Below are 18,392 nucleotides of genomic sequence, written 5' to 3'. Positions count from 1 at the left end.
CGGCGCCAAAACGGGCAGGGCCGGTCTGCCATGCGTGCCACGCGCATCCCTTCGGCCAAAGATTGTCTTGATCCCGCCATATCGCGGCGTGAAATTTCGCGAATGCGCGCAATGGTCGGTATCTCCTGCTGTGTGAAAGCCTTCGGCCTGTTCGGCACGCCGAACCATGCCGCCTCGGACAGCTATGTCCGGGTCTCGCTGGGGCCGATCGGCGCCGTGCCGGTGCTGCTGCCCGCGGCCGGAGAGGCGCTGGTGCCGGATATCCTGCCGCGCCTGGATGGGCTGATGCTGACCGGCAGCCGGTCCAATGTGCATCCCAACCACTATGACGGCCCCGCTCATGCGGAGGGCACGCCGGAAGACCCGCAGCGGGATTCCACCACCCTGCCGCTGATCCGCGCCGCCATCGCCGCCGGCCTGCCCGTGCTGGCCATCTGCCGCGGCTTCCAGGAGCTGAACGTGGCGCTCGGCGGGTCGCTGGACCAGCGGATCCAGGACCTGCCGGGACGGATCGACCATTCCACCCCCTCCGACCAGAAGCTGTCCGGCGTGCGCACCGGCAAGGCGCATGCGGTGCGGATCACCCCCGATGGGCAGCTGGCGCGCATCTGGACCGCCGCAGGCGCGCCCTTCCGGGCGGAGGCGGTGCCGGTGAATTCCCTGCACAACCAGGGCGTCTGCCGCCTTGCGCCGCGCCTGGTGGCGGAAGCCTGGGCGCCGGATGGCACCATCGAGGCCGTGCGCGTGGCCGATGCGCCGGGCTTTGTGCTGGGCGTGCAATGGCACCCGGAATACGACTGGGAGCAGGATGCGCGGTCCCGCGCCATCTTCACCGCCTTCGGCGCCGCCACCGCGGCCTGGGCGGCGGGGCAGCGTCCGGAGGCCGTCCGCCGGGCCGCGGCCTGATCCCGCAAACGTCTTTTGCAACCGGGGCTCGCGGCGCGCTATGATGCGCGGGCCGGCCGACTATCGCCGGCGGACGAAGCCCGGTTCCCCTGCCGGCTCGCCCGACCAATCCGATCGGAAGTTCAAGCGTTGGCGCCCGGTCACCCCCCTGACCGGGCGCTTCGCGTTTGCGGAGGCGTTGGATGGATGAGGCCAGGCTGGCGGCGCTGCGGGCCCGCTTCGCGGCGACCGGTGGGTCGGAAACGGTCGCCGGAACCGGCGCGGAGACAAAGGATCCGCTGTTCCGCCGGATCATCGAGACCCAGTTCCAGGGCGACCGCCGCGCCTGGCCCTTTGCCGGGCTTGCCACCTTCTGCGGCGCGCCCTTCCAGGCCGACCCCTTTGTGAATTCGCCCGAGATCGGGCTGGTCGGCGTGCCGATGGATCTCGGCGTCACCAACCGGGCGGGCGCCCGGCTCGGCCCGCGGGCGATCCGGGGCGTCGAGCGGATCGGGCCCTATGAGCCGGCCCTGCACATGGCGCCGCTGACAGAGGCGCGGGTGGCGGATCTGGGCGACGTGCCCATGGCGTCGCGCTTCTCGCTGGAGAGCTGCCACAGGGATATCGAGGCGCATTTCCGGGCGCTGCGCACCGCCGGCATCCGCACGGTGGCCGCCGGCGGCGACCATTCCATCAGCCTGCCGATCCTGAAGGCGCTGGGCGCCGGGCGGCCGCTGGGCCTGGTGCATATCGACGCCCATGCCGATACCGGCGGGGAGTATGAGGGCACCCGCTTCCACCATGGCGGCCCCTTCCGCCAGGCGGTGCTGGAGGGCGTGCTGGACCCCGAGCGCACCATCCAGATCGGCATCCGCGGCGGCGCGGGCTATCTGTGGGAATTCTCGACCGCCAGCGGCATGACGCTGGTCCAGATGCATGAATGCGCCGAGATGGGCATCCCCGCGGTGCTGGAGCTGGCGCGGAAGGTGGCGACCGGGCCCATCTACGTCTCCTTCGACGTGGATGCGGTGGACCCGGGCTTCGCGCCCGGCACCGGCACGCCGGAGGTGGGCGGCCTGACCCCCCTGCAGGTGCTGCAACTGCTGCGCGGCCTGGCCGGGCTGGATGTGGTGGGCGGCGATGTGGTGGAGGTGGCGCCGCAATACGATGCCGGCACCGCCACCGCCCAGATCGGCGCCCAGGCGATGTTCCAGATCCTCTGCCTGCTGGTGCGCGCCCCCTCCTTCCGCGGTTAAAATGGACGGAAGTCCAGGCCTTCAAAGCCTGATTCCAGCCTGTTAGAATGACCCTCCGCGCGGTGCGGGTAAGGGTCGGCCTGTCGCCGCCAGAAATCGGGAATCCAGGTGCCATGAAGTTCACGGTGGACCGGGCGGTGCTGCTCAAGGCGCTCGCGCATGTGCAGAGCGTGGTGGAGCGGCGCAACACCATCCCGATCCTGGCCAATGTGCTGCTGGAAGCCCGGGAGGGCGGGCTGCGGCTGACCGCGACGGATATGGAAATCGCGGTGGTCGAGGATGTGCCCGGCGTGACCGTGGCCCGCGCCGGTCGCACCACGGCCCCGGCCGCGACCCTGTTCGAGCTGGTCCGCAAGCTGCCCGACAGCGCCAAGTTGGAGCTGGACCACCCCGGCGGCGACGCGCAGATGACGCTGCGCGCCGGCCGCTTCGACGCGAAGCTTTCGGTCCTGCCGGTGGAGGATTTTCCCTCCATGACCGAGGGCAAGCTGCCGCACCGCTTCGCCATCGGCGCCGCCACCCTGCGCGGGCTGATCGATAGCACGCGCTTTGCGATCTCCACGGAGGAGACGCGCTACTACCTGAACGGCATCTACATCCACGCGGCGGAATCGGGCGGCGGCAAGGTGCTGCGCGCCGTGGCCACCGACGGCCATCGCCTGGCCCGCGTCGAGGAAGCCTTGCCGGAGGGCGCCGAAAGCATGCCGGGCGTGATCGTGCCGCGGAAGACGGTGAACGAGCTGCGCAAGCTGGCCGAGGAAGTGACGGATGAAATCGCCGTCGCCCTGTCCGACACCAAGATCCGCTTCACCCTGGGCGCGGTGCAGCTGACCTCCAAGCTGATCGACGGCACCTTCCCCGAGTATGAGCGGGTGATCCCGCGCGGCAACGACAAGATCCTGCGCGTCCAGAAGAAGGATTTTGCGGAAGCCGTGGGGCGCGTGGCGGGGATCAGCAGCGAGCGGTCGCGGCCCGTGAAGCTGTCCATCGATCGCAATCACCTGCTGCTGTCCGCCGCCAGCGCCGAGCTGGGCCAGGCGCAGGAGGAGCTGGACGGCGACGTGGTGAGCTATGAGAGCGGCCCGCTCGAGATCGGCTTCCAGGCGCGCTACCTGAACGACATCACCGACCAGATCGCCGATACGGTGGAATTCCGCTTCTCCGATGGCTCCGCGCCGACGATCGTGGCGGATAGCGCGAAGCCGGAGGCGCTGTACGTGCTGATGCCGATGCGCGTCTGACGACCGCTTGCGGTCACGGCCGCCCGGACCATCTCCGGACGGCCATGACCCATATGCCAGCGCCCGTTGCCAACGCCGACCTGCCGGACTGGCTGGTCGGCGAATTGCGTTCCGACCATGCCGGGGAGACCGGCGCCGTGATGATCTATCGCGGCATCCTGGCCTTCGCCCGCGACCCGGAGATCCGCGAATTCGCGGCGCGGCATGGGGCGACCGAACAGGGGCATCTGGATTTGCTGGAGGGGCTGCTGCCGCCGCGCCAGCGCAGCGTGCTGCTGCCGATCTGGCGCGTGGCGGGCTGGTTGACCGGGGCACTGCCGGCGCTCGCCGGCAACCGCGCCATCTACGCCACCATCGATGCCGTCGAGACTTTTGTCGATCACCACTACCAGGCGCAGATCGACCGGCTGGATGCGGAGCGCATCTTTCCGGAGATCCGCGCCCTGCTGGCGCATTGCCAGGAGGAGGAGGTGGAGCATCGCGATGAGGCACGGGAAGCCGCCGATGCCCCGCCCGGCCTGCTGCTGCGCGGCTGGGCCTGGCTGGTGGGCAGTGGCTCCGCCGCCGCCGTCCAGGCAGCCCGGCGGATTTAACGGGGCGGGCCACCCCTGACGCCGGTCCGCTTGCGGCGTAGAAGCGCCGCATGGAGCTTTCAGCGGATCTTCTCGTCGCCGGCGGCGGCATGTCTGGCACCATGGCGGCGATCGCCGCGGCCCGCGCCGGGGCGGATGTGCTGCTGGTGGAGCGCTTCGGCTTCCTGGGCGGTGCCGCCACCGCGGCGGCCGTCGGCCAGTTCGTCGGCTGGGAAACCGCGGCCGGGCGCCGCGTGGTGGCGGGACTGGCGGAGGAGGTGGTGGCGCGGCTGCAGGCGCTTGGCGCCAGCGACGGCCATTCCCACTTCACCATGTCTACCGGCCACCGCATGGACCGCGTCTGCTACGACCCGGAACTGCTGAAGCCGGTGCTGGACGCCATGGCGGCGGAGGCCGGCGTGCGGCTGCTGTTCCACACCGCGATCCTGGGCGCGGAACGCCAGGGCCGGGCCATCACGAGCGTCGATCTGCTGACCAAGGCGGGGGTGTGCCGGGTGAGGCCGCGCCTGGTCATCGATGCCAGCGGCGACCTCGACCTGCTGGCTCGGGCCGGCGCCGACTTCCTGGCGCTGCAGCCGGGCCAGGTGATGCAGCCCGCCACCGCCATGTTCCGCTTCGGTCCGATCGACCTGGCCGCCTTCGACGCCATCCCGCCCCAGGACCTTGCCGCGCTGGCGCAGCAGGGTGTCGCGGAGGGAAGGCTGGCGCGCGCCGCACTGCATGCCAGCCGCATTGAGGGTACGGCGGATGCCTGGTTCAATATCGGCCGCCTCGCCTTCGATGCGACGGACCCGCTGGCACTCTCCGCCGCCGAGGTGGAGGGGCGGCGCCAGTCGCTCGCCGCAGCCGGCTTCCTGCGCGACCTGGTGCCGGGCTGCGCGGCGGGGCGCATCCAGGCCTTCGCGCCGCAGGTGGGCGTGCGCGAAAGCCGCCGCATCCACGGCCTGCATGTGCTGGAGGAGGCGGAGCTGCGCGACGGCCAGGCCTTCGCCGACCGCATCGCCTGGGGCGCCTATCCCATGGACATCCATCCGGCCAAGGGCGCCGGACTGCACTTCGAGGGATTCGGCGCCGACCACGCCTATGCGATTCCGCTGCGCGCTTTGCTGCCGCGCGGCTTCGACAATGTGCTGGTGGCCGGGCGCGGCATCTCCGCCAGCCACAAGGCGCATGCGGCGATCCGGGTGATGCCGATCGTCATGGCGATCGGCCAGGCGGCGGGGATCGCGGCCGCGATGGCGGCCAGGGGCAATGCGGCGCCGGCGGAGATCGACGTCGCCAGCTTGCAGGACGCGCTGCGCCAGGCCGGCGCGCATCTGCCGTGAGGAGGGAACAGGATATGACGGACCAGAAGCTCATCACGCGCCGGATGGCGCTGGCGGCGGGCGGCGCGCTGCTGGCGGGCGGCGCCTTCGCGCAGGCCAATGCCTGGCCGACGCGGCCGGTCCGCATCATCGTGCCCTTCGCCGCCGGCGGCCCCGCCGATGCGCTGGCCCGCATGCTGGCCGAGATTTTCGGGCCACAGCTCGGCCAGCCCGTGGTGGTGGAGAACCGCGCCGGCGCGGGCGGAATCCTGGGGACCCAGGCGGCGGCACAGGCGAATGACGGGCATACGCTGCTCTTCGGCAGCGTCAGCATGACCATCGTGCCGCACCTCCAGCCGCAGCCGCTGGCCTATGACGTGGTGCGGGATTTCGTGCCGCTCGGGCTGGTGGCCTCCACGCCCTTCGTGCTGGTGGTGCCCGCAACCTCGCCGCTGCGCAGCGTGGCCGATGTGGTGGCGGAGGCGCGCCGCGGCGGCATGGCGGCGGCGAATAGCGGCCATGGCACCATCTCCCACCTCACCGCGGAGCTGTTCGCCGAGGCGGCGGGGGTGCGGATCGAGCCGGTGGTCTATCGCGGGGAGGGCGTGCTGATGCCGGACCTGCTGAACGGCGCGGTGCCGATGGGCTTTCTGACCCTCTCCACCGTGCTGCCGCAGATCCAGGCGGGGCGGCTGCGCGCGCTGGCCATTGCGGGCTCCGCGCGGCTCGAGGTGCTGCCGGATGTGCCGAGCCTGGCCGAGCAGGGGTTTCCGGGCATCGAGGCCGATGGCTGGCAGGCGCTGTTTGCGCCGCGGACGGTGCCGGAGGCCGGGGTGCAGCGCCTGGTGCCGCTGCTGCGCGATGCCGTCGCAAGCCCCGCGCTGCGTGAGCGCATTGTCGGCTTCGGCGCCATTCCCGGCACGCGGGACCGCGCGGCCTTCGCCGAGATGTTCCCGCAGGAATATCAGCGCTGGGGCGCGGTGGTGCGGGCGCGCGGCATCCAGGCGCAATAGGGCGTGGACGAGACCTATGACGCGGTGGTGCTGGGCAGCGGCGCCGCGGGGCTGACGGCGGCGCTGACCGCGGCGGTGGCGGGGCTGCGCGTGCTGGTGGTGGAGAAGACCGACAGGCTCGGCGGCACCAGCGCCATGTCCGGCGCCGGCACCTGGGTTCCGGCAAACCACCATGCGGCAGCGGCCGGCATCGCGGACAGTCCGGAGGAGGCGCTGGCCTATATCCGCGCGGCCGCGCCCGAAGGCTGGGAAGCGACCGAGGACGCGTTGTGGCAACGGCTGGTCACGGCCTCGCCGGCCATGCTGCGCTTCGTCGAGGCGCATTCGCCGCTGCGGTTTCGGCTGACGCCGGAGGGCGATCCGCTGCGCAACCTGCCGGGCGCCAAGCCGCGCGGACGGATGCTCTCGCCGCTGCCGCTCAGCCGGTGGCGCGCGGGGCGCTTTGCCTTTCGCATCCGGCGATCGACCATCCCGGAAATCTTCACCTATCACGAGGCGGTGGAGACGGACCTCTATCACCACCCCTATCGCACGGCGGCGAAACTGTGGGCGCGGCTGGCCTGGCGGCTGCTGGTGAACAGCCGCGGCAAGGGCACGGCGCTGATCACCGGCCTGCTGCGCGGCTGCCTCGATGCCGGCGTGGATTTTCGGCTGTCGGCCCGCGCTGTCGAGCTGCTGCAGGATGAGACGGGCAGCGTGATGGGCGTGGAGATGGAACAGCGCGGCCGGCGGCTGACCATCGCGGCGCGGCGCGGCGTGGTAATCGCGACCGGCGGTTTCGAATGGGATGCGGCGCTGCGTGCGCAGCATTTTCCGGGGAAGGTGGACTATCTCGGCAGCCCGCCGGGCAATGAGGGGGATGGCCATCGCATGGCGCAGGCCGCCGGCGCGGCGCTGGCGCATATGGACCAGGCGACGCTGACGCCGGCCGTGCCGGTGCGGCATGAGGGGCATCTGATGGCGCGCCCGGTGCCTTTCCACACCGAGCCGAATGCGATCCTGGTGAACCGCCATGGCGTTCGCTTCGTGAACGAGCTGGTCTTCAATATCGGCGAGGCGATGGATGCGCGCGATGCGTCCGGCCAGCCGATCCACCTGCCCTGCTGGGTGATCGCCGATGCGCGGCTGCTGGACCGGCTGCCGCCGGCGCGCTGGGCCGCGAAGGACGATGCGGGCTGGCTGCACCGCGCCGCCAGCATCGCTGAGCTGGCGCAGAAGATCGGCCTGGACCCGGCGGCGCTGGAGGCGACCGTCGCGCGCTACAACGCCGCCTGTGCCGCTCAGAAGGACAGCGATTTCGGCCGCCCTTCCGCTGCCGATGCCGCCGCCAGCGGTGACAAGCGCCGCCGTGGCGGGCTGGAGGCGCTCGAAAAAGGGCCGTTCCTGGCGATGCCCTTCAACCGGTCGATCCTCGGCACCAAGGGCGGGCCGCGCACGAACGATCAGGCGGAGGTACTGCGGCCGGATGGCAGCGTCATCGCCGGGCTGTTTGCGGCGGGCGCGTCGAGCGCCAATCCGCTCGGCACCCGCGGCGTCGGCACCGGCACCACCATCGGGCCCTACATGGCCTGGGGCCATGTGGCGGGTTTGCGGCTGGCGCAGCGGAATGCGTGAGGGTCAGCCAAACGCCACGGAGGGCAGCCAGGTGGCGATGCCCGGGAAGAGGCAGAGCAGCGCCACGCCGACCAGCAGCGCGATCCAATAGGGCAGCGCGGCCAGTGCCGCCTCGCCCAGCTTCACCTCGCCGCCGGTGATGCCGACCAGGACAAAAAGATTCATGCCGACGGGTGGCGTCAGCATGCCGACCTCGATCATCAGCGTGACCACCACGCCGAGCCACACGGCGTCGAACCCCACGCCGGTCAATAGAGGAAAAACCAGCGGCAGGGTCATGATCATCATCGACAGCCCGTCGAAGAACATGCCCAGCAGCAGATAGACCGCGACGACGACCAGCAGCAGCACCCAGCGCGACAGGCCCCATTCGGCAACGCTCGCCAGCAATTGCTGCGGCAGGCCCAGCAGGCTGATGGCCTGGGCCAGCACCAGGGCGCCGATGAAGACCATGGCGATGACGGCGAAGGTGCGCACCGTGCCGACCAGCGAGGCGAGGCAGCCGCGCCAGGTCAGCTCGCCCATTGTGAAGCCCAGCAGCAGCGCGGCGGCCACGCCGACGCCGGCGGCCTCGGTGGGCGTCGCCAGGCCGGCGAAGAGGCTGCCGAGCACGGCGACGATCAGCCCGATCAGCGGCAGCACGCCGATCAGGCCGCGCAGCGCCTCGCCCAGCGCCACGCGCCTTTCCGCCGGCGCGATGGCGGGGTTGCGCAGGGCGGCGACCAGGATCCAGGCCATGAACAGCGCCGCCATCATCAGCCCCGGCAGCAGGCCCGCCAGGAACAGCCGCCCGATGGAGGTATCGGTCAGCGCGCCATAGATGAGCAGGGAGAGCGAGGGCGGAATCAGCAGCCCCAGCGTGCCGCCGGCCGCCAGCGTGCCCACCGTCTGCGCCCGGTCATAGCCGCGCGATTTCAGCTCCGGGTAGGCGACGGACCCCACCGCCGCGGCCACCGACATGGAGCTGCCGGAGACCGCGCCGAAGACCGTGCAGACCGCGATATTGGTGTGCAGCAGCCCGCCCGGCAATCTCGCAAAAATCGGCGCGAGCGCCCGATAGACGCCGCGGGCGAGGCCGGAGGCCACCAGCAATTCGCCGAGCAGGATGAACAGCGGAATCGCCGTCAGCGTGAACTCGTTCAGCGTGTTCCAGACGGTCTGGACGCCGATGCGCGTGGAGCCGCCGGCGAAGAAATGCAGGATGGCGAAGCCCGTCAGCCCCAGCGCCGCGCCGAGCACGGCGCCCGAGAGCACGGTCGCCGTGACCATGCCGAGCAAAAAGGTCCAGATCACAGATGCTGTGCCTTCTCCGCCGGCGGTGGCCGCAGCGCCGCCCAGGCCGCGACCAGCCCCGTGAAGGCGAGGCCGGCGGGCGCCAGCGCCACCCAGGGGCCGAGCGGCAGCCGTGCCTGCTCGCTCATCAGCGACAGCCGCCAGGTGAATTCCGCCAGGCCGTAGCTTTCCCAGGCGAAGACCGCGCAGAAGGCGACCATGATGAGCTGGCCGAGCACCCAGGCGATGCGCCGGCCGAGCGGCGGCAGCCGCTCCGTCAGCAGCGACACGCGGATATTGGCATTCCCCGCCATGGCGAAGGGCAGCGCCAGGAAGGCCAGTGCCGAGAGCAGCAGCCCCGCAAGTTCCTCGGTGAACCAGAAGGGTGCGGCGACGGCGTAGCGCATCACCACCGCCGCCACGACCAGCCCCAATATGCCCGCGCAGGCCGCCGCCGAAAGGGCGAGCAGCGCGCGGGAGATCGCCAGTAGCGCGCGGTCGATCGCCTCCAACTCAGTTGGCGCCGAGCGCGGATTGGATGCGCGTGCGCCAGGCCGGGCCCTGGCCGCCGGCCTCGCGCATCAGCGTGTCCCAGGTGGACATCGCGGCGGTGCGGATCGCCTGCTGCTCGGCCTCGGAGAAGGTGGGGTGGAAGGTCACGCCTTGGCCGCGCAGGCGTTCCCGCGCCGCCTCGTCATCCGCCGCATCCTGCTCGAAGCGCGCGCTGCGCTGTTCCATGGCGCCGACCGCGGCCTGCAGGGCGCTGCGGTTCTCGGCGGACAGCGCGCGGAAGCGGGCCTGGTTGGCCAGGATGATATAGGGCGTCGGCGGGAAGGCGAAGCCGGTGCTGGTGGCGTGCTTCGCGACCTCCTGCAGGCTGATCGTGTGAACGATGCGCGGCGGGTACAGCGCGCAATCCACCACGCCGGTCTGCATCGCGGCATAAAGCTCCTGCTGCGGCACGATCTGGGCGGCGACCCCGAGCGCCCGGAAGGTCTCCACCTGCTCCCGCGATCCGACGCGCAGTTTTACGCGGCGCAGCTCGTCCAGCGTGCGGACGGGGCTGCGGCAAAAGAGGGCGGCGTCCAGCAGGCCGAGCTGCATGAAGCCCACCGGCTCGATGTTCCAGCGGCGGATGCCCTGGCTCAGGCTTTCCTGCAGCGCCGGCATCACGCGGTTCAGCTCCGCCGCATTGCGGATCAGGCCGAAGACCAGGATGGAGGACATCGCCGCATCGTCGCGGCCCAAAAAGGGCGGCCAGATGAAGCTCATCTCCGGCGTGCTGCCCTGCATGGTGCGCAGCATGTCGGCATCGCGCAGGTTCATGGCATTGCCCTCAAACACGTTGAGGGTGAAGCGGCCATTGGTACGCGTGCGCAGGTCCGCGGCCAGCTCTCGCACATGCTGGCTCTCGATGCGCGTCGGCGCGTAGCTGTTGTGGAAGCGCCATTCCACGTTCTGCGCCCGCGCCGTGCCGGCCAGGCCCAGCAGGGCGGCCATCGCGCCCAGCATCCATTTCCGCATCTTCGCCACTCCCGCCAGATTGCCGCGGACGATAGGAGGCGGAGGTGGAGATTGACAATCATCCATCCGGCGCTGCCCATTGCAACCATGGCAGGACATATCGACAGGGACCGTGCCGCGCGACTGATGCAGGCAACGGGGCTGGATGCGCTGGTGCTGGCCGCGCCCGAAAGCTTTGGCTGGGCCACCGGCGCGCCGGCCGGCGTCGCGGCAAACTGGCGGCGGCTGGGGGCGGCGATCGCCGTGGTGCCGGCGGACCCCACGCGGCCAGTGGGCGCGGTGGTCAGCGACCTTTTTGCCGGCGCGGCCGAGGCGGCGGGCTGCGCGCCGCTGCACCGCCACGTCACCTGGCCGGAAACTGCCGACCTGCGCCCCTTCCTAGGCACGGCGGAGGATGCCGCCACGCTGGTTGCCCGCGCGACGGCGCAGCGCCCCCCACATTTCGCGCGCCCCGCCACCTTCGACCGCGCGGCGGGCCTGGCCGCCCTGCGCGCCCTGCTCTCCGACCAGGGTCTTTCCCAGTCCCGTCTGGGGGTGGAGCTTTCCGCCGTGCCGGCGGCCGACCTGCCGGCGCTGGAGGCGGCCGTCGCACCCGCGCGCATCACCGATGCCTCGCCGATGGTGGAACGGCTGCGCGCCCACAAATCGCCCGCCGAAATCGCCCTGCTGCGGGAGGCCGGGCTCATCACGGAGACTGCGCTGCTCAGCCTGCTGCCGGAGTTGCGCGAAGGCGCGACGCGGGCGGCGCTGGGCCAGCGTTTCGGCGAACTCGTCCGGCAGGTGGCGCAGCGGCGCGGTACGCCGGCGGTGACGGCCTGGGAGTATATCGGCTTCGGCGCCTCCCCCTGGTCCAGCCCCGGCGGCATCGCGCGCGGCGATGTGGTGAAGGTGGATGTCGGCGCCGTGGTCGGCGGCTATTCGGCCGACCTCGCCCGCACCTTCGCCTGCGGCCCGCCGCACCCGGCGGCGCGCGAGATCCACGCGGCGCTACGGAACGCCTTCGAGATCGGCCGCGCGCTGTTCCGCCCCGGCGCCGCACTGCGCGAGATCCACGCCGCCTGCCTCGGCGCCATGCACGCCGCCGGCTTCCCCAGCTATGCGCGCGGCCATTTCGGCCATGGCCTCGGCGCCTCCATCTGGTCGGAGGAATATCCCTATACGGCGGCGGATAGCGAGGTGGTGCTGGAGCCGGGCATGGTGATGGCCTTCGAACTGCCCTGGTACCTGGACGGCCTCGGCGGCTTCATCGTGGAGGATATGCTGCTGGTGACCGGGTCGGGGGCGGAGACCCTGGCCGGGGGCGGGCTGCCGCACGCCCTGGTGGAACTTCCCTGATCCGGACTTCACGCCAGGGTCATCCGGTGCAACCCTGTATTCAATGGGCACAGGGGCAGGCAGCATGACAGCGTTTCCGGCTGGCCGACGCAGGCTGCTGGCCGCAGGGGCGGCGGGGCTCGCTTCCCCCGCCCTGGCCCCCTCCGCCCTGGCGCAACCCGCCTGGCCCACGCGCCCTATCCGCCTGGTGGTGCCCTTCGCGGCCGGCGGCGGCACCGATGTGGTGGCGCGGATCTATGCGACGAAGATGAGCGAGCTGCTGGGCCAGCCCATGGCGGTGGACAATCGCGGCGGCGCCGGCGGCAATGTCGGCATCGAGAATGTGGTGCGGTCCCTGGCCGATGGCTACTCGCTGCTGCTCTCCTCCAACGGGCCGGTGGCGGTGAACCGCTTCCTTTATCCCGGCCTGCCCTTCGACCCGCTGCGCGACCTGGCGCCGGTCAGCCTGGCCTTCCGGATCGAGCAGGCGCTGGTGGTGCGGCCGGGGCTGCCGGCGGCCAGCGTCGCCGAGTTCGTGTCCCTGGCCCGGACGAGGGAGCTGCATTGGGGCTCCGGCGGCACCGGCAGCACGCTGCATCTGGCCGGCGCCCTGTTCAACCTGCGCGCCGGCGTGCAGCTGACCCATGTGCCCTATCGCGGCTCTGCCCCTGCCCTCGCGGATCTGCTGGCCGGACGCATCGACGCCATGTTCGACAGCCTGCCGAGCTGCCTGCCGCAGATCCGCGCCGGGCAGCTGCGCGCGCTGGCGCTGTGCGCGGCGGCGCGCCACCCGCTGCTGCCGGGCGTGCCGACGATGCAGGAAGCCGGTATCGATGGCTACGAGGCCGGGACCTGGGGCGCGGTCTTCGCGCCGCGCGGCACGCCGGAGGCGATCCTGCAGCGCCTGAGCGCTGCCACGCAGCAGGCGCTGGCCGATCCCGCGACGCGCGACCGCCTGGCCGCGGCCGGCGCCGATGCGCAATCCTCCACCCCGCAGGAGCTGGACGCCCTGCTGCGGGCCGATAGCGCGCGCTGGGGCGAGGTGGTGCGGGAGGCCAATATCACCAGCGCCGGGTGATCACCCGGCGCGGTCGCGGTCGAGCTGCGCCAGGATTTCCGGCATCCGGTCCGTGGCCTGCTGCGACAGCGTCTCGAACAGGCTGTTGCCATGGGCGTCGATGCCGACGGTGACGGGGCCGAGGCCGCTGACGGCCAGCCGCACCAGGCGGTAATGCGCCACCAGGTCGTTCCAGGCCACCGCCTTCACCGCAGTGATGGCCGAGGAATGCAGCGGCGCGCCGCCGCCGAGGAAGGAGAAATAGACGCAGCCGACCTCGGCCATCGCCTCCCGGCAGGCGGCGTCCAGCCCGCCCTTGCCGCCCACCGCGGTCAGGCCGAAGTGGCGGATGAGGCGGGGCATCAGCGGGTTGAAGCGGGTGCTGGTGGTGGGGTTCATGTACAGCACCTCCAGCCCGCCATCGGCCGTGTCCTGGCTGTAGCTGCCGAGATGCAGCAGGGACTGGCCCTGCAGCGGGATGGGCGGGTCGACGCCATCCTCCATGCATTTCAGGATGCGGTGATGCGTCGGCAGGCCGGCGGTGATGGTGATCTCGCCATCCAGCAGCACCATGTCGCCGGCGCGCAGGCTGCGCGCATCCTCGCGCGACAGCGGCATGGTGACGCGGCGATAATCGAGCAGGTTCATTCCATGCGCTCCACGCTGCCATCCGCGTGGATGCGCGCGCGGGTACGGCGGTTGATCCAGCAGTTGAAGCAGACGGCGACGGGCGTGTAGCCATGGCCCGCGCTGTAATCGACATGCACGGCGAGCGCGGTGGTGTCGCCGCCGGTGCCCATTGGGCCGAAACCGGTGGCGTTCACTGCGCGCAGCAGGCGTTCCTCCATCGCCGCCAGCACCGGCTCCGGGTTCACGCTGCCGATGGGGCGATAGGTGGCCTTGCTGGCGATCTTCGCGGCGACATCGAAACTGCCGCCGATGCCGACGCCGATGATGACGGGCGGGCAGTGCTGCGAGCCCGCGGTCATCACCGCCCTCATCACATAGGCTTCGATATCCGCCAGGCTCGGGAAGCTGAAGGTTTCCGCCTGGGCCCAGCGGCCGGAGCCGAGCGCCTTGGGCTGGCAGGCGATCTCGATCCAGTCAACGCCGGATTCCATCTCCCAGGTCACCAGGGGCATGTCCTTGCCCTTGTAGCCCCGTTCGTTGGTCAGCGGGTTCGTCACATGCTTCAGCAGCGGCGGCTGGATGCGGCCGACGAGCTCGTCGAAGCCCTCGACGATGGCGGCCTTCAGGTCGCCCTCCCAGCGCGCATTGGCGCCGAGGGTCACGCGAAATACCGGCACGCCGGCATCGGAGCAGACGAAGCGGTCGGTCTGCTCGGCGCGCATGGCGCTGCCCAGCATGATCTCCAGCACCCGCTGCGCCCCCTCATGCGTTTCCGTGGCGCGGGCGCGGCGCAGGGCGTCCTTGGTGTCATCGGGGACGCGGCGCAGCGACCAGTCATAGAGCTGGGCCGAGAGAGTCTTCACGGCCTCCTGGGTGATCGGCATGGCGGACAGGCTTTCCTTCCCCAAAAAGGTCATTACTCTGGCCTTTCTGGTATCCTAAGCATTTTCAAGTCGGGCGGGAACGCCCGACGACTCGGAAAATGCGATCAACAACACGCTTGGTGTCGGTTTGCCGTGCGCTTGCACGGCGAACCGGTTCCAAGCCCCATAGGACACGTCCCATGCAAGCCACCCAAGGCGAATCCCTTCTGGTCATGACCGCGGTGCCCGCGGACCTGCGGCAGGCGCTGGAGGCGGATGGCCATCGGCTGGTGGATCTGTCCAGCCAGCCGCCGGGGCCGGTGACCGGCTTTCGGATCGGCGTGACCAGCGCCATGGCGGGCTGCGATGCCGCGATGTTTTCCCGCATCCAGGGCATGAAGCTGCTGGCCAGCACCGGCACGGGTCTGGACCGGATCGACCTGGATGCGGCGCGTGCCGCGGGCTGCGCGGTGCTGAACACGCCGGATGTGCTGACCGAGGATACGGCGGACTACGCCATTGCCCTGCTCTACGGCATCGCCCGGCGGGTGGTCTATGCGGATGCCTTCGTGCGCTCCGGCGCCTGGACCAAGGGGCGGCCGGAGAGCGGCACGCGGCTCTTCGGCAAGACCTGCGGCATCTTCGGGCTCGGCCGCATCGGCGCCGCCGTGGCCCGCCGCGCGCAGGGCATCGGCATGAAGGTGCTGTGGTCCGGGCCGCGGCCGAAGCCGGAGGCGCCCTGGGGCTATGTGCCGAGCCTCGCCGAGCTCGCCGAAAAATCCGACGTGCTGGTGATGTGCTGCCCCGGCGGGGCGGAGACGGCGGGCATCGTGAATGCCGGGATCCTCCAGAAACTCGGGGCGGCGGGCTTCCTAATCAATATCGCCCGCGGCTCGGTGGTGGATGAGGCGGCGCTGGTGGCGGCGCTGCGCGACGGCACCATCCGCGGCGCCGGCACCGATGTGTTCCAGTCCGAGCCGGTGCCCGACCCGGCGATGCTGGCGGCGCCGAACATGGTGGTGGCGCCGCACTACGCCTCCCTCACCCGCGAGACCCGGGTCGATATCGTGCGGATGATCGTGGAGGGCATCGGCGCCTTCCAGGCCGGCCGGCCGCATCACGACGCCACCCGGGGATAGACTTGGCGCGCCGAACCGGCTTAAGGTCATAGGAGTGACCTAAGAGACCGTTTGAGAACACCGGCGGGTCGGTCCCGCGGCGCTTTTCCGCCCCTGCGTCGCGCCTAGGGCGCGCTGCTCGCACGACGCCGGATTTGCCGATGCAACCAGCATCGGCCGCATCCGGCGCCTGGCAGGGACAAAAAATCGCCTGCGGGCCCTCAGCCGCCGGCATTCTCAAACGGGCTCTGAGCCGTTTCGGAGGAAACAAATTGTCCATGCTGCTGCACTGGTCGCCGCGCTCGCCCTTCGTGCGCAAGGTGATGATCTTCGCGCATGAGACCGGCCTGGCCGACCGCATCACCACCACCCGCACGCCGGTCGCCATGCTGGCGCCGCATGCGGGGCTGATGACGGAAAACCCGCTGAGCAAGATCCCGACGCTGCGGCTCGAGGATGGCAGCGTGCTCTACGACAGCTATGTCATCTGCGAGTATCTCGACACGCTGCATGGCGGCCCGCGGCTGATCCCGGCGGAAGGCCCGGCGCGCTTTCTCGAACTCCGCCGCCATGCGCTGGGCACCGGCTTCCTCGACCTGCTGATCCTCTGGCGGAACGAGCGGGACCGCGCGCAGCCGCTGCAGCCGATGATGGATGCCTTCGCGGTGAAGACCAAGGCGGCGCTGGCCGCGGTGGAGGCGGAGATCGACAGCGTGCCGCGCGGGCTGGCGCAATTCACCTTCGCGGTGCTCGGCAGCTACCTCGACTTCCGTTTCGCCGATCTCGACTGGCGCGCGAACTGCCCGCGCTTCGCCGCCTTTCATGCGGAATTCGAGAAGCGGCCCTCGATGCAGGCCACGCTGGTGACGGAGGGCTGATGGGCCCGCTCTCGCATCTGCGGGTCCTCGACCTCGGCCGCATCATGGCGGCGCCCTGGTCCACGCAGATCCTGGCCGATCTCGGCGCCGACGTGATCAAGATCGAGCGCCCGGGCGTGGGCGACGACACGCGCGCCTGGGGCCCGCCCTTCCTGAAGGACTCAGCGGGCAATCCGACGAAGGAAGCCGGCTATTTCCTCGCCGTGAATCGCGGCAAGCGTTCCGTTACCATCGATATCACCAAGCCCGAGGGCCAGGCGGTGGTGCGGCAGATCGCGCAAACCGCCGATATCGTGGTGGAGAATTTCAAGGCCGGCGCGCTGGCCAAATACGGGCTGGATGCCGCGACGCTCCGCGCCCTGAAGCCGAGCCTGATCTGCTGTTCCGTCACCGGCTTCGGCCAGGACGGACCGCGCGCCGACCAGGCGGCCTATGACTTCATGATCCAGGCCATGGGCGGGCTGATGAGCGTGACAGGCGCGCCGGAAACGCCGCCGCAGAAAGTGGGCGTGCCCATCGTCGACCTGATGACCGGCATGTACGCCACCGTCGCCATCCTGGCCGCCGTGGCGCGGCGGGCGGAGACCGGGCAGGGGGAAACGATCGACCTCGCCATGCTGGACGTGCAGGCCGCCTTCCTGGCCAACCAGGCGATGAACCATTTTGTCGGTGGCCGCGTGCCGCAGCGGGCGGGCAATCGGCATCCGAATATCCAGCCGCAGGATGTCTTTCCGGTGTCGGACGGGTTCATCGTGCTGGCCGTCGGCAATGACGGGCAATTCGCAAAGTTGTGCGAGGCGATCGGGCGGCCGGACTGGGCCAAGGATGCGCGCTTCATCCGCAATGCGGATCGCGTGAAGAACGAATCCCTGCTGACGCCGCTGCTGACCGAGCGTTTTGCCGAATTCACCCGCAGCGATCTCACCGCGCTGCTGGACGCGGCCGGCGTGCCCTGCGGTCCCATCAACACCGTGCCGGATGTCTTTGCGGATCCGCAGGTGGTGCACCGCAAGATGCTGCGCAAACTGCCGCATCCGCATGGCGAAGTGCCGCAGGTGGTCAGCCCGATCCGCCTGCAGGATGCCCCGCTCGAATTCAACCGCCCGCCCCCGCTGCTCGGCCAGCATACGGCGGAGGTTCTGGCGGAACTGGGTTTGGATGACGCCGCGCGTGCGGCCCTGGCCGAAAGTGGCGTGACATGACGAAGCCCCGCATTCCCCTCCCCGGTCGCGAGGAGCTCGACGCGGCGCAGCGCGAAGTCTGGGACAAGGTGGTCTCCGGCCCGCGCGGCCAGGTCATCGGCCCGCTGCGGGCCGCGATCCACAATGCGGAGCTCGCCGGGCGCTGGTCCGCGCTGGGCGAATCCCTGCGCTTCTCCACCAGCCTGCCGAAGCGCCTGTCCGAACTCGCCATCTGCGTGACGGGCCGCCGCTGGAGCGCGCAGGTAGAGTGGTTCGTGCATGCGCGCACCGCCGAGCAGAACGGCATTTCGCCCGCAATCCTGGATGCGATGCGCGAGGGCCGGCCGCCGGTCTTCGACAAAGCGGACGAAAAGCTCGTCTATGAATTCGCCCGCGCGCTGCAGCAGGAAGGCCGCGTGCCGGATGCGATCTACGCCGCCGGCGTCGAGGCCTTTGGCGTGCGCGGCGTGGTCGAGCTGACGGCGCTGGTGGGCTACTACACCATGGTCTCCATGACCCTGAACGCCCACGGCATCCCGCTGCCCGATGGCGAGGTGCCGCCGCTGACGGCGCCGGAGCGCGGCCTGTTCACCCTGCCGGAGGCCGCGGCGTGACCAGGCCCCCAAGACACCCGGCGCGCCACGACTGA

The 18,392-nt window shown here is 70.6% G+C and carries 18 protein-coding genes; 13 read left to right on the top strand and 5 right to left on the bottom strand.

Annotation, left to right across the window (positions count from 1 at the left end; genetic code table 11):
* Nucleotides 1-102 precede the first annotated feature (102 nt).
* From J3S20_RS03150 to J3S20_RS03120, 7 genes are all read left to right on the top strand, one after another.
* Nucleotides 103-906 carry a gamma-glutamyl-gamma-aminobutyrate hydrolase family protein gene (locus J3S20_RS03150; RefSeq protein WP_216834526.1) on the top strand — a complete coding sequence of 268 codons (804 nt, stop codon included), beginning with the start codon at nt 103-105 and terminating at the stop codon, nt 904-906.
* Nucleotides 907-1,088: 182 nt separating this feature from the next.
* Nucleotides 1,089-2,141 (top strand): agmatinase, encoded by a 1,053-nt coding sequence (speB, locus tag J3S20_RS03145; protein ID WP_216834524.1) that lies wholly within the window; start codon nt 1,089-1,091, stop codon nt 2,139-2,141.
* 113 nt (nt 2,142-2,254) lie between these two features.
* Nucleotides 2,255-3,382 carry a DNA polymerase III subunit beta gene (gene dnaN, locus J3S20_RS03140; protein WP_216834522.1) on the top strand — a complete coding sequence of 376 codons (1,128 nt, stop codon included), beginning with the start codon at nt 2,255-2,257 and terminating at the stop codon, nt 3,380-3,382.
* A 44-nt stretch (nt 3,383-3,426) separates the two neighbouring features.
* On the top strand, nt 3,427-3,975 hold the full coding sequence (locus tag J3S20_RS03135) for a demethoxyubiquinone hydroxylase family protein (protein ID WP_216834520.1): 549 nt from the start codon (nt 3,427-3,429) through the stop codon (nt 3,973-3,975).
* A 50-nt stretch (nt 3,976-4,025) separates the two neighbouring features.
* Nucleotides 4,026-5,300: an FAD-dependent oxidoreductase gene (locus tag J3S20_RS03130; protein ID WP_216834518.1), complete on the top strand. Its 1,275-nt coding sequence runs from the start codon at nt 4,026-4,028 to the stop codon at nt 5,298-5,300.
* 14 nt (nt 5,301-5,314) lie between these two features.
* On the top strand, nt 5,315-6,292 hold the full coding sequence (locus J3S20_RS03125) for a Bug family tripartite tricarboxylate transporter substrate binding protein (RefSeq protein ID WP_216834516.1): 978 nt from the start codon (nt 5,315-5,317) through the stop codon (nt 6,290-6,292).
* A gap of 3 nt (nt 6,293-6,295) precedes the next feature.
* Nucleotides 6,296-7,906 (top strand): FAD-dependent oxidoreductase, encoded by a 1,611-nt coding sequence (locus J3S20_RS03120; RefSeq protein WP_216834514.1) that lies wholly within the window; start codon nt 6,296-6,298, stop codon nt 7,904-7,906.
* A 3-nt stretch (nt 7,907-7,909) separates the two neighbouring features.
* On the opposite strand, the gene J3S20_RS03115 is transcribed toward J3S20_RS03120, so the two are convergent.
* Genes J3S20_RS03115 through J3S20_RS03105 form a run of 3 tightly spaced genes read right to left on the bottom strand, consistent with a single transcriptional unit; the run spans nt 7,910 to nt 10,702 of the window.
* Complete coding sequence (locus tag J3S20_RS03115; protein WP_216834512.1) at nt 7,910-9,199, bottom strand: TRAP transporter large permease; 1,290 nt, start codon at nt 9,197-9,199, stop codon at nt 7,910-7,912.
* Complete coding sequence (locus tag J3S20_RS03110; protein WP_216834510.1) at nt 9,196-9,690, bottom strand: TRAP transporter small permease; 495 nt, start codon at nt 9,688-9,690, stop codon at nt 9,196-9,198. The genes J3S20_RS03115 and J3S20_RS03110 overlap by 4 nt, the downstream gene beginning before the upstream one ends.
* 1 nt (nt 9,691) lies before the next feature.
* Nucleotides 9,692-10,702 (bottom strand): TRAP transporter substrate-binding protein, encoded by a 1,011-nt coding sequence (locus J3S20_RS03105; RefSeq protein WP_216834507.1) that lies wholly within the window; start codon nt 10,700-10,702, stop codon nt 9,692-9,694.
* Nucleotides 10,703-10,753: 51 nt separating this feature from the next.
* Between J3S20_RS03105 and J3S20_RS03100 the strand changes: the two genes are divergently transcribed.
* Nucleotides 10,754-12,037 carry a M24 family metallopeptidase gene (locus J3S20_RS03100; RefSeq protein WP_216834506.1) on the top strand — a complete coding sequence of 428 codons (1,284 nt, stop codon included), beginning with the start codon at nt 10,754-10,756 and terminating at the stop codon, nt 12,035-12,037.
* 64 nt (nt 12,038-12,101) lie between these two features.
* Nucleotides 12,102-13,094 (top strand): Bug family tripartite tricarboxylate transporter substrate binding protein, encoded by a 993-nt coding sequence (locus J3S20_RS03095; protein ID WP_216834504.1) that lies wholly within the window; start codon nt 12,102-12,104, stop codon nt 13,092-13,094.
* Here J3S20_RS03095 and J3S20_RS03090 read toward each other — a convergent pair whose 3' ends face one another.
* Nucleotides 13,095-13,721, bottom strand: a complete 627-nt coding sequence (locus J3S20_RS03090) for a fumarate hydratase C-terminal domain-containing protein (RefSeq protein ID WP_216834502.1) — start codon at nt 13,719-13,721, stop codon at nt 13,095-13,097.
* Nucleotides 13,718-14,620: a fumarate hydratase gene (locus J3S20_RS03085; protein ID WP_216834500.1), complete on the bottom strand. Its 903-nt coding sequence runs from the start codon at nt 14,618-14,620 to the stop codon at nt 13,718-13,720. The genes J3S20_RS03090 and J3S20_RS03085 overlap by 4 nt, the downstream gene beginning before the upstream one ends.
* 146 nt (nt 14,621-14,766) lie before the next feature.
* On the opposite strand from J3S20_RS03085, the gene J3S20_RS03080 reads away from it, so the two are divergent.
* The 4 genes from J3S20_RS03080 to J3S20_RS03065 all read left to right on the top strand — a co-directional run bounded on the left by J3S20_RS03080 (nt 14,767) and on the right by J3S20_RS03065 (nt 18,357).
* On the top strand, nt 14,767-15,705 hold the full coding sequence (locus J3S20_RS03080) for an NAD(P)-dependent oxidoreductase (RefSeq protein WP_216834498.1): 939 nt from the start codon (nt 14,767-14,769) through the stop codon (nt 15,703-15,705).
* A 257-nt stretch (nt 15,706-15,962) separates the two neighbouring features.
* On the top strand, nt 15,963-16,562 hold the full coding sequence (locus J3S20_RS03075) for a glutathione S-transferase family protein (protein WP_216834496.1): 600 nt from the start codon (nt 15,963-15,965) through the stop codon (nt 16,560-16,562).
* Nucleotides 16,562-17,764, top strand: coding sequence for a CaiB/BaiF CoA transferase family protein (locus tag J3S20_RS03070; protein WP_456305687.1), 1,203 nt, complete (start codon nt 16,562-16,564; stop codon nt 17,762-17,764). Before J3S20_RS03075 ends, J3S20_RS03070 begins: the two co-directional genes overlap by 1 nt.
* Nucleotides 17,761-18,357, top strand: coding sequence for a carboxymuconolactone decarboxylase family protein (locus J3S20_RS03065; protein ID WP_216834494.1), 597 nt, complete (start codon nt 17,761-17,763; stop codon nt 18,355-18,357). Before J3S20_RS03070 ends, J3S20_RS03065 begins: the two co-directional genes overlap by 4 nt.
* Nucleotides 18,358-18,392 lie beyond the last annotated feature (35 nt).

Origin of the sequence: Falsiroseomonas tokyonensis (assembly GCF_019024325.1) — a bacterium.
GTDB lineage: Bacteria > Pseudomonadota > Alphaproteobacteria > Acetobacterales > Acetobacteraceae > Falsiroseomonas > Falsiroseomonas tokyonensis.
This window is presented reverse-complemented; position numbering and strand designations above follow the sequence as displayed.

Coding starts and splice junctions, on each gene's coding strand:
- J3S20_RS03085 (WP_216834500.1), bottom strand. CDS start 14,620: ATGACCTTTTTGGGGAAGGAAAGCCTGTCCGCCATGCCGATCACCCAG.
- J3S20_RS03075 (WP_216834496.1), top strand. CDS start 15,963: ATGCTGCTGCACTGGTCGCCGCGCTCGCCCTTCGTGCGCAAGGTGATG.
- J3S20_RS03080 (WP_216834498.1), top strand. CDS start 14,767: ATGCAAGCCACCCAAGGCGAATCCCTTCTGGTCATGACCGCGGTGCCC.
- J3S20_RS03150 (WP_216834526.1), top strand. CDS start 103: ATGCGCGCAATGGTCGGTATCTCCTGCTGTGTGAAAGCCTTCGGCCTG.
- J3S20_RS03070 (WP_456305687.1), top strand. CDS start 16,562: ATGGGCCCGCTCTCGCATCTGCGGGTCCTCGACCTCGGCCGCATCATG.
- J3S20_RS03090 (WP_216834502.1), bottom strand. CDS start 13,721: ATGAACCTGCTCGATTATCGCCGCGTCACCATGCCGCTGTCGCGCGAG.
- J3S20_RS03125 (WP_216834516.1), top strand. CDS start 5,315: ATGACGGACCAGAAGCTCATCACGCGCCGGATGGCGCTGGCGGCGGGC.
- J3S20_RS03130 (WP_216834518.1), top strand. CDS start 4,026: ATGGAGCTTTCAGCGGATCTTCTCGTCGCCGGCGGCGGCATGTCTGGC.
- J3S20_RS03135 (WP_216834520.1), top strand. CDS start 3,427: ATGACCCATATGCCAGCGCCCGTTGCCAACGCCGACCTGCCGGACTGG.
- speB (WP_216834524.1), top strand. CDS start 1,089: ATGGATGAGGCCAGGCTGGCGGCGCTGCGGGCCCGCTTCGCGGCGACC.
- J3S20_RS03105 (WP_216834507.1), bottom strand. CDS start 10,702: ATGCGGAAATGGATGCTGGGCGCGATGGCCGCCCTGCTGGGCCTGGCC.
- J3S20_RS03065 (WP_216834494.1), top strand. CDS start 17,761: ATGACGAAGCCCCGCATTCCCCTCCCCGGTCGCGAGGAGCTCGACGCG.
- dnaN (WP_216834522.1), top strand. CDS start 2,255: ATGAAGTTCACGGTGGACCGGGCGGTGCTGCTCAAGGCGCTCGCGCAT.
- J3S20_RS03095 (WP_216834504.1), top strand. CDS start 12,102: ATGACAGCGTTTCCGGCTGGCCGACGCAGGCTGCTGGCCGCAGGGGCG.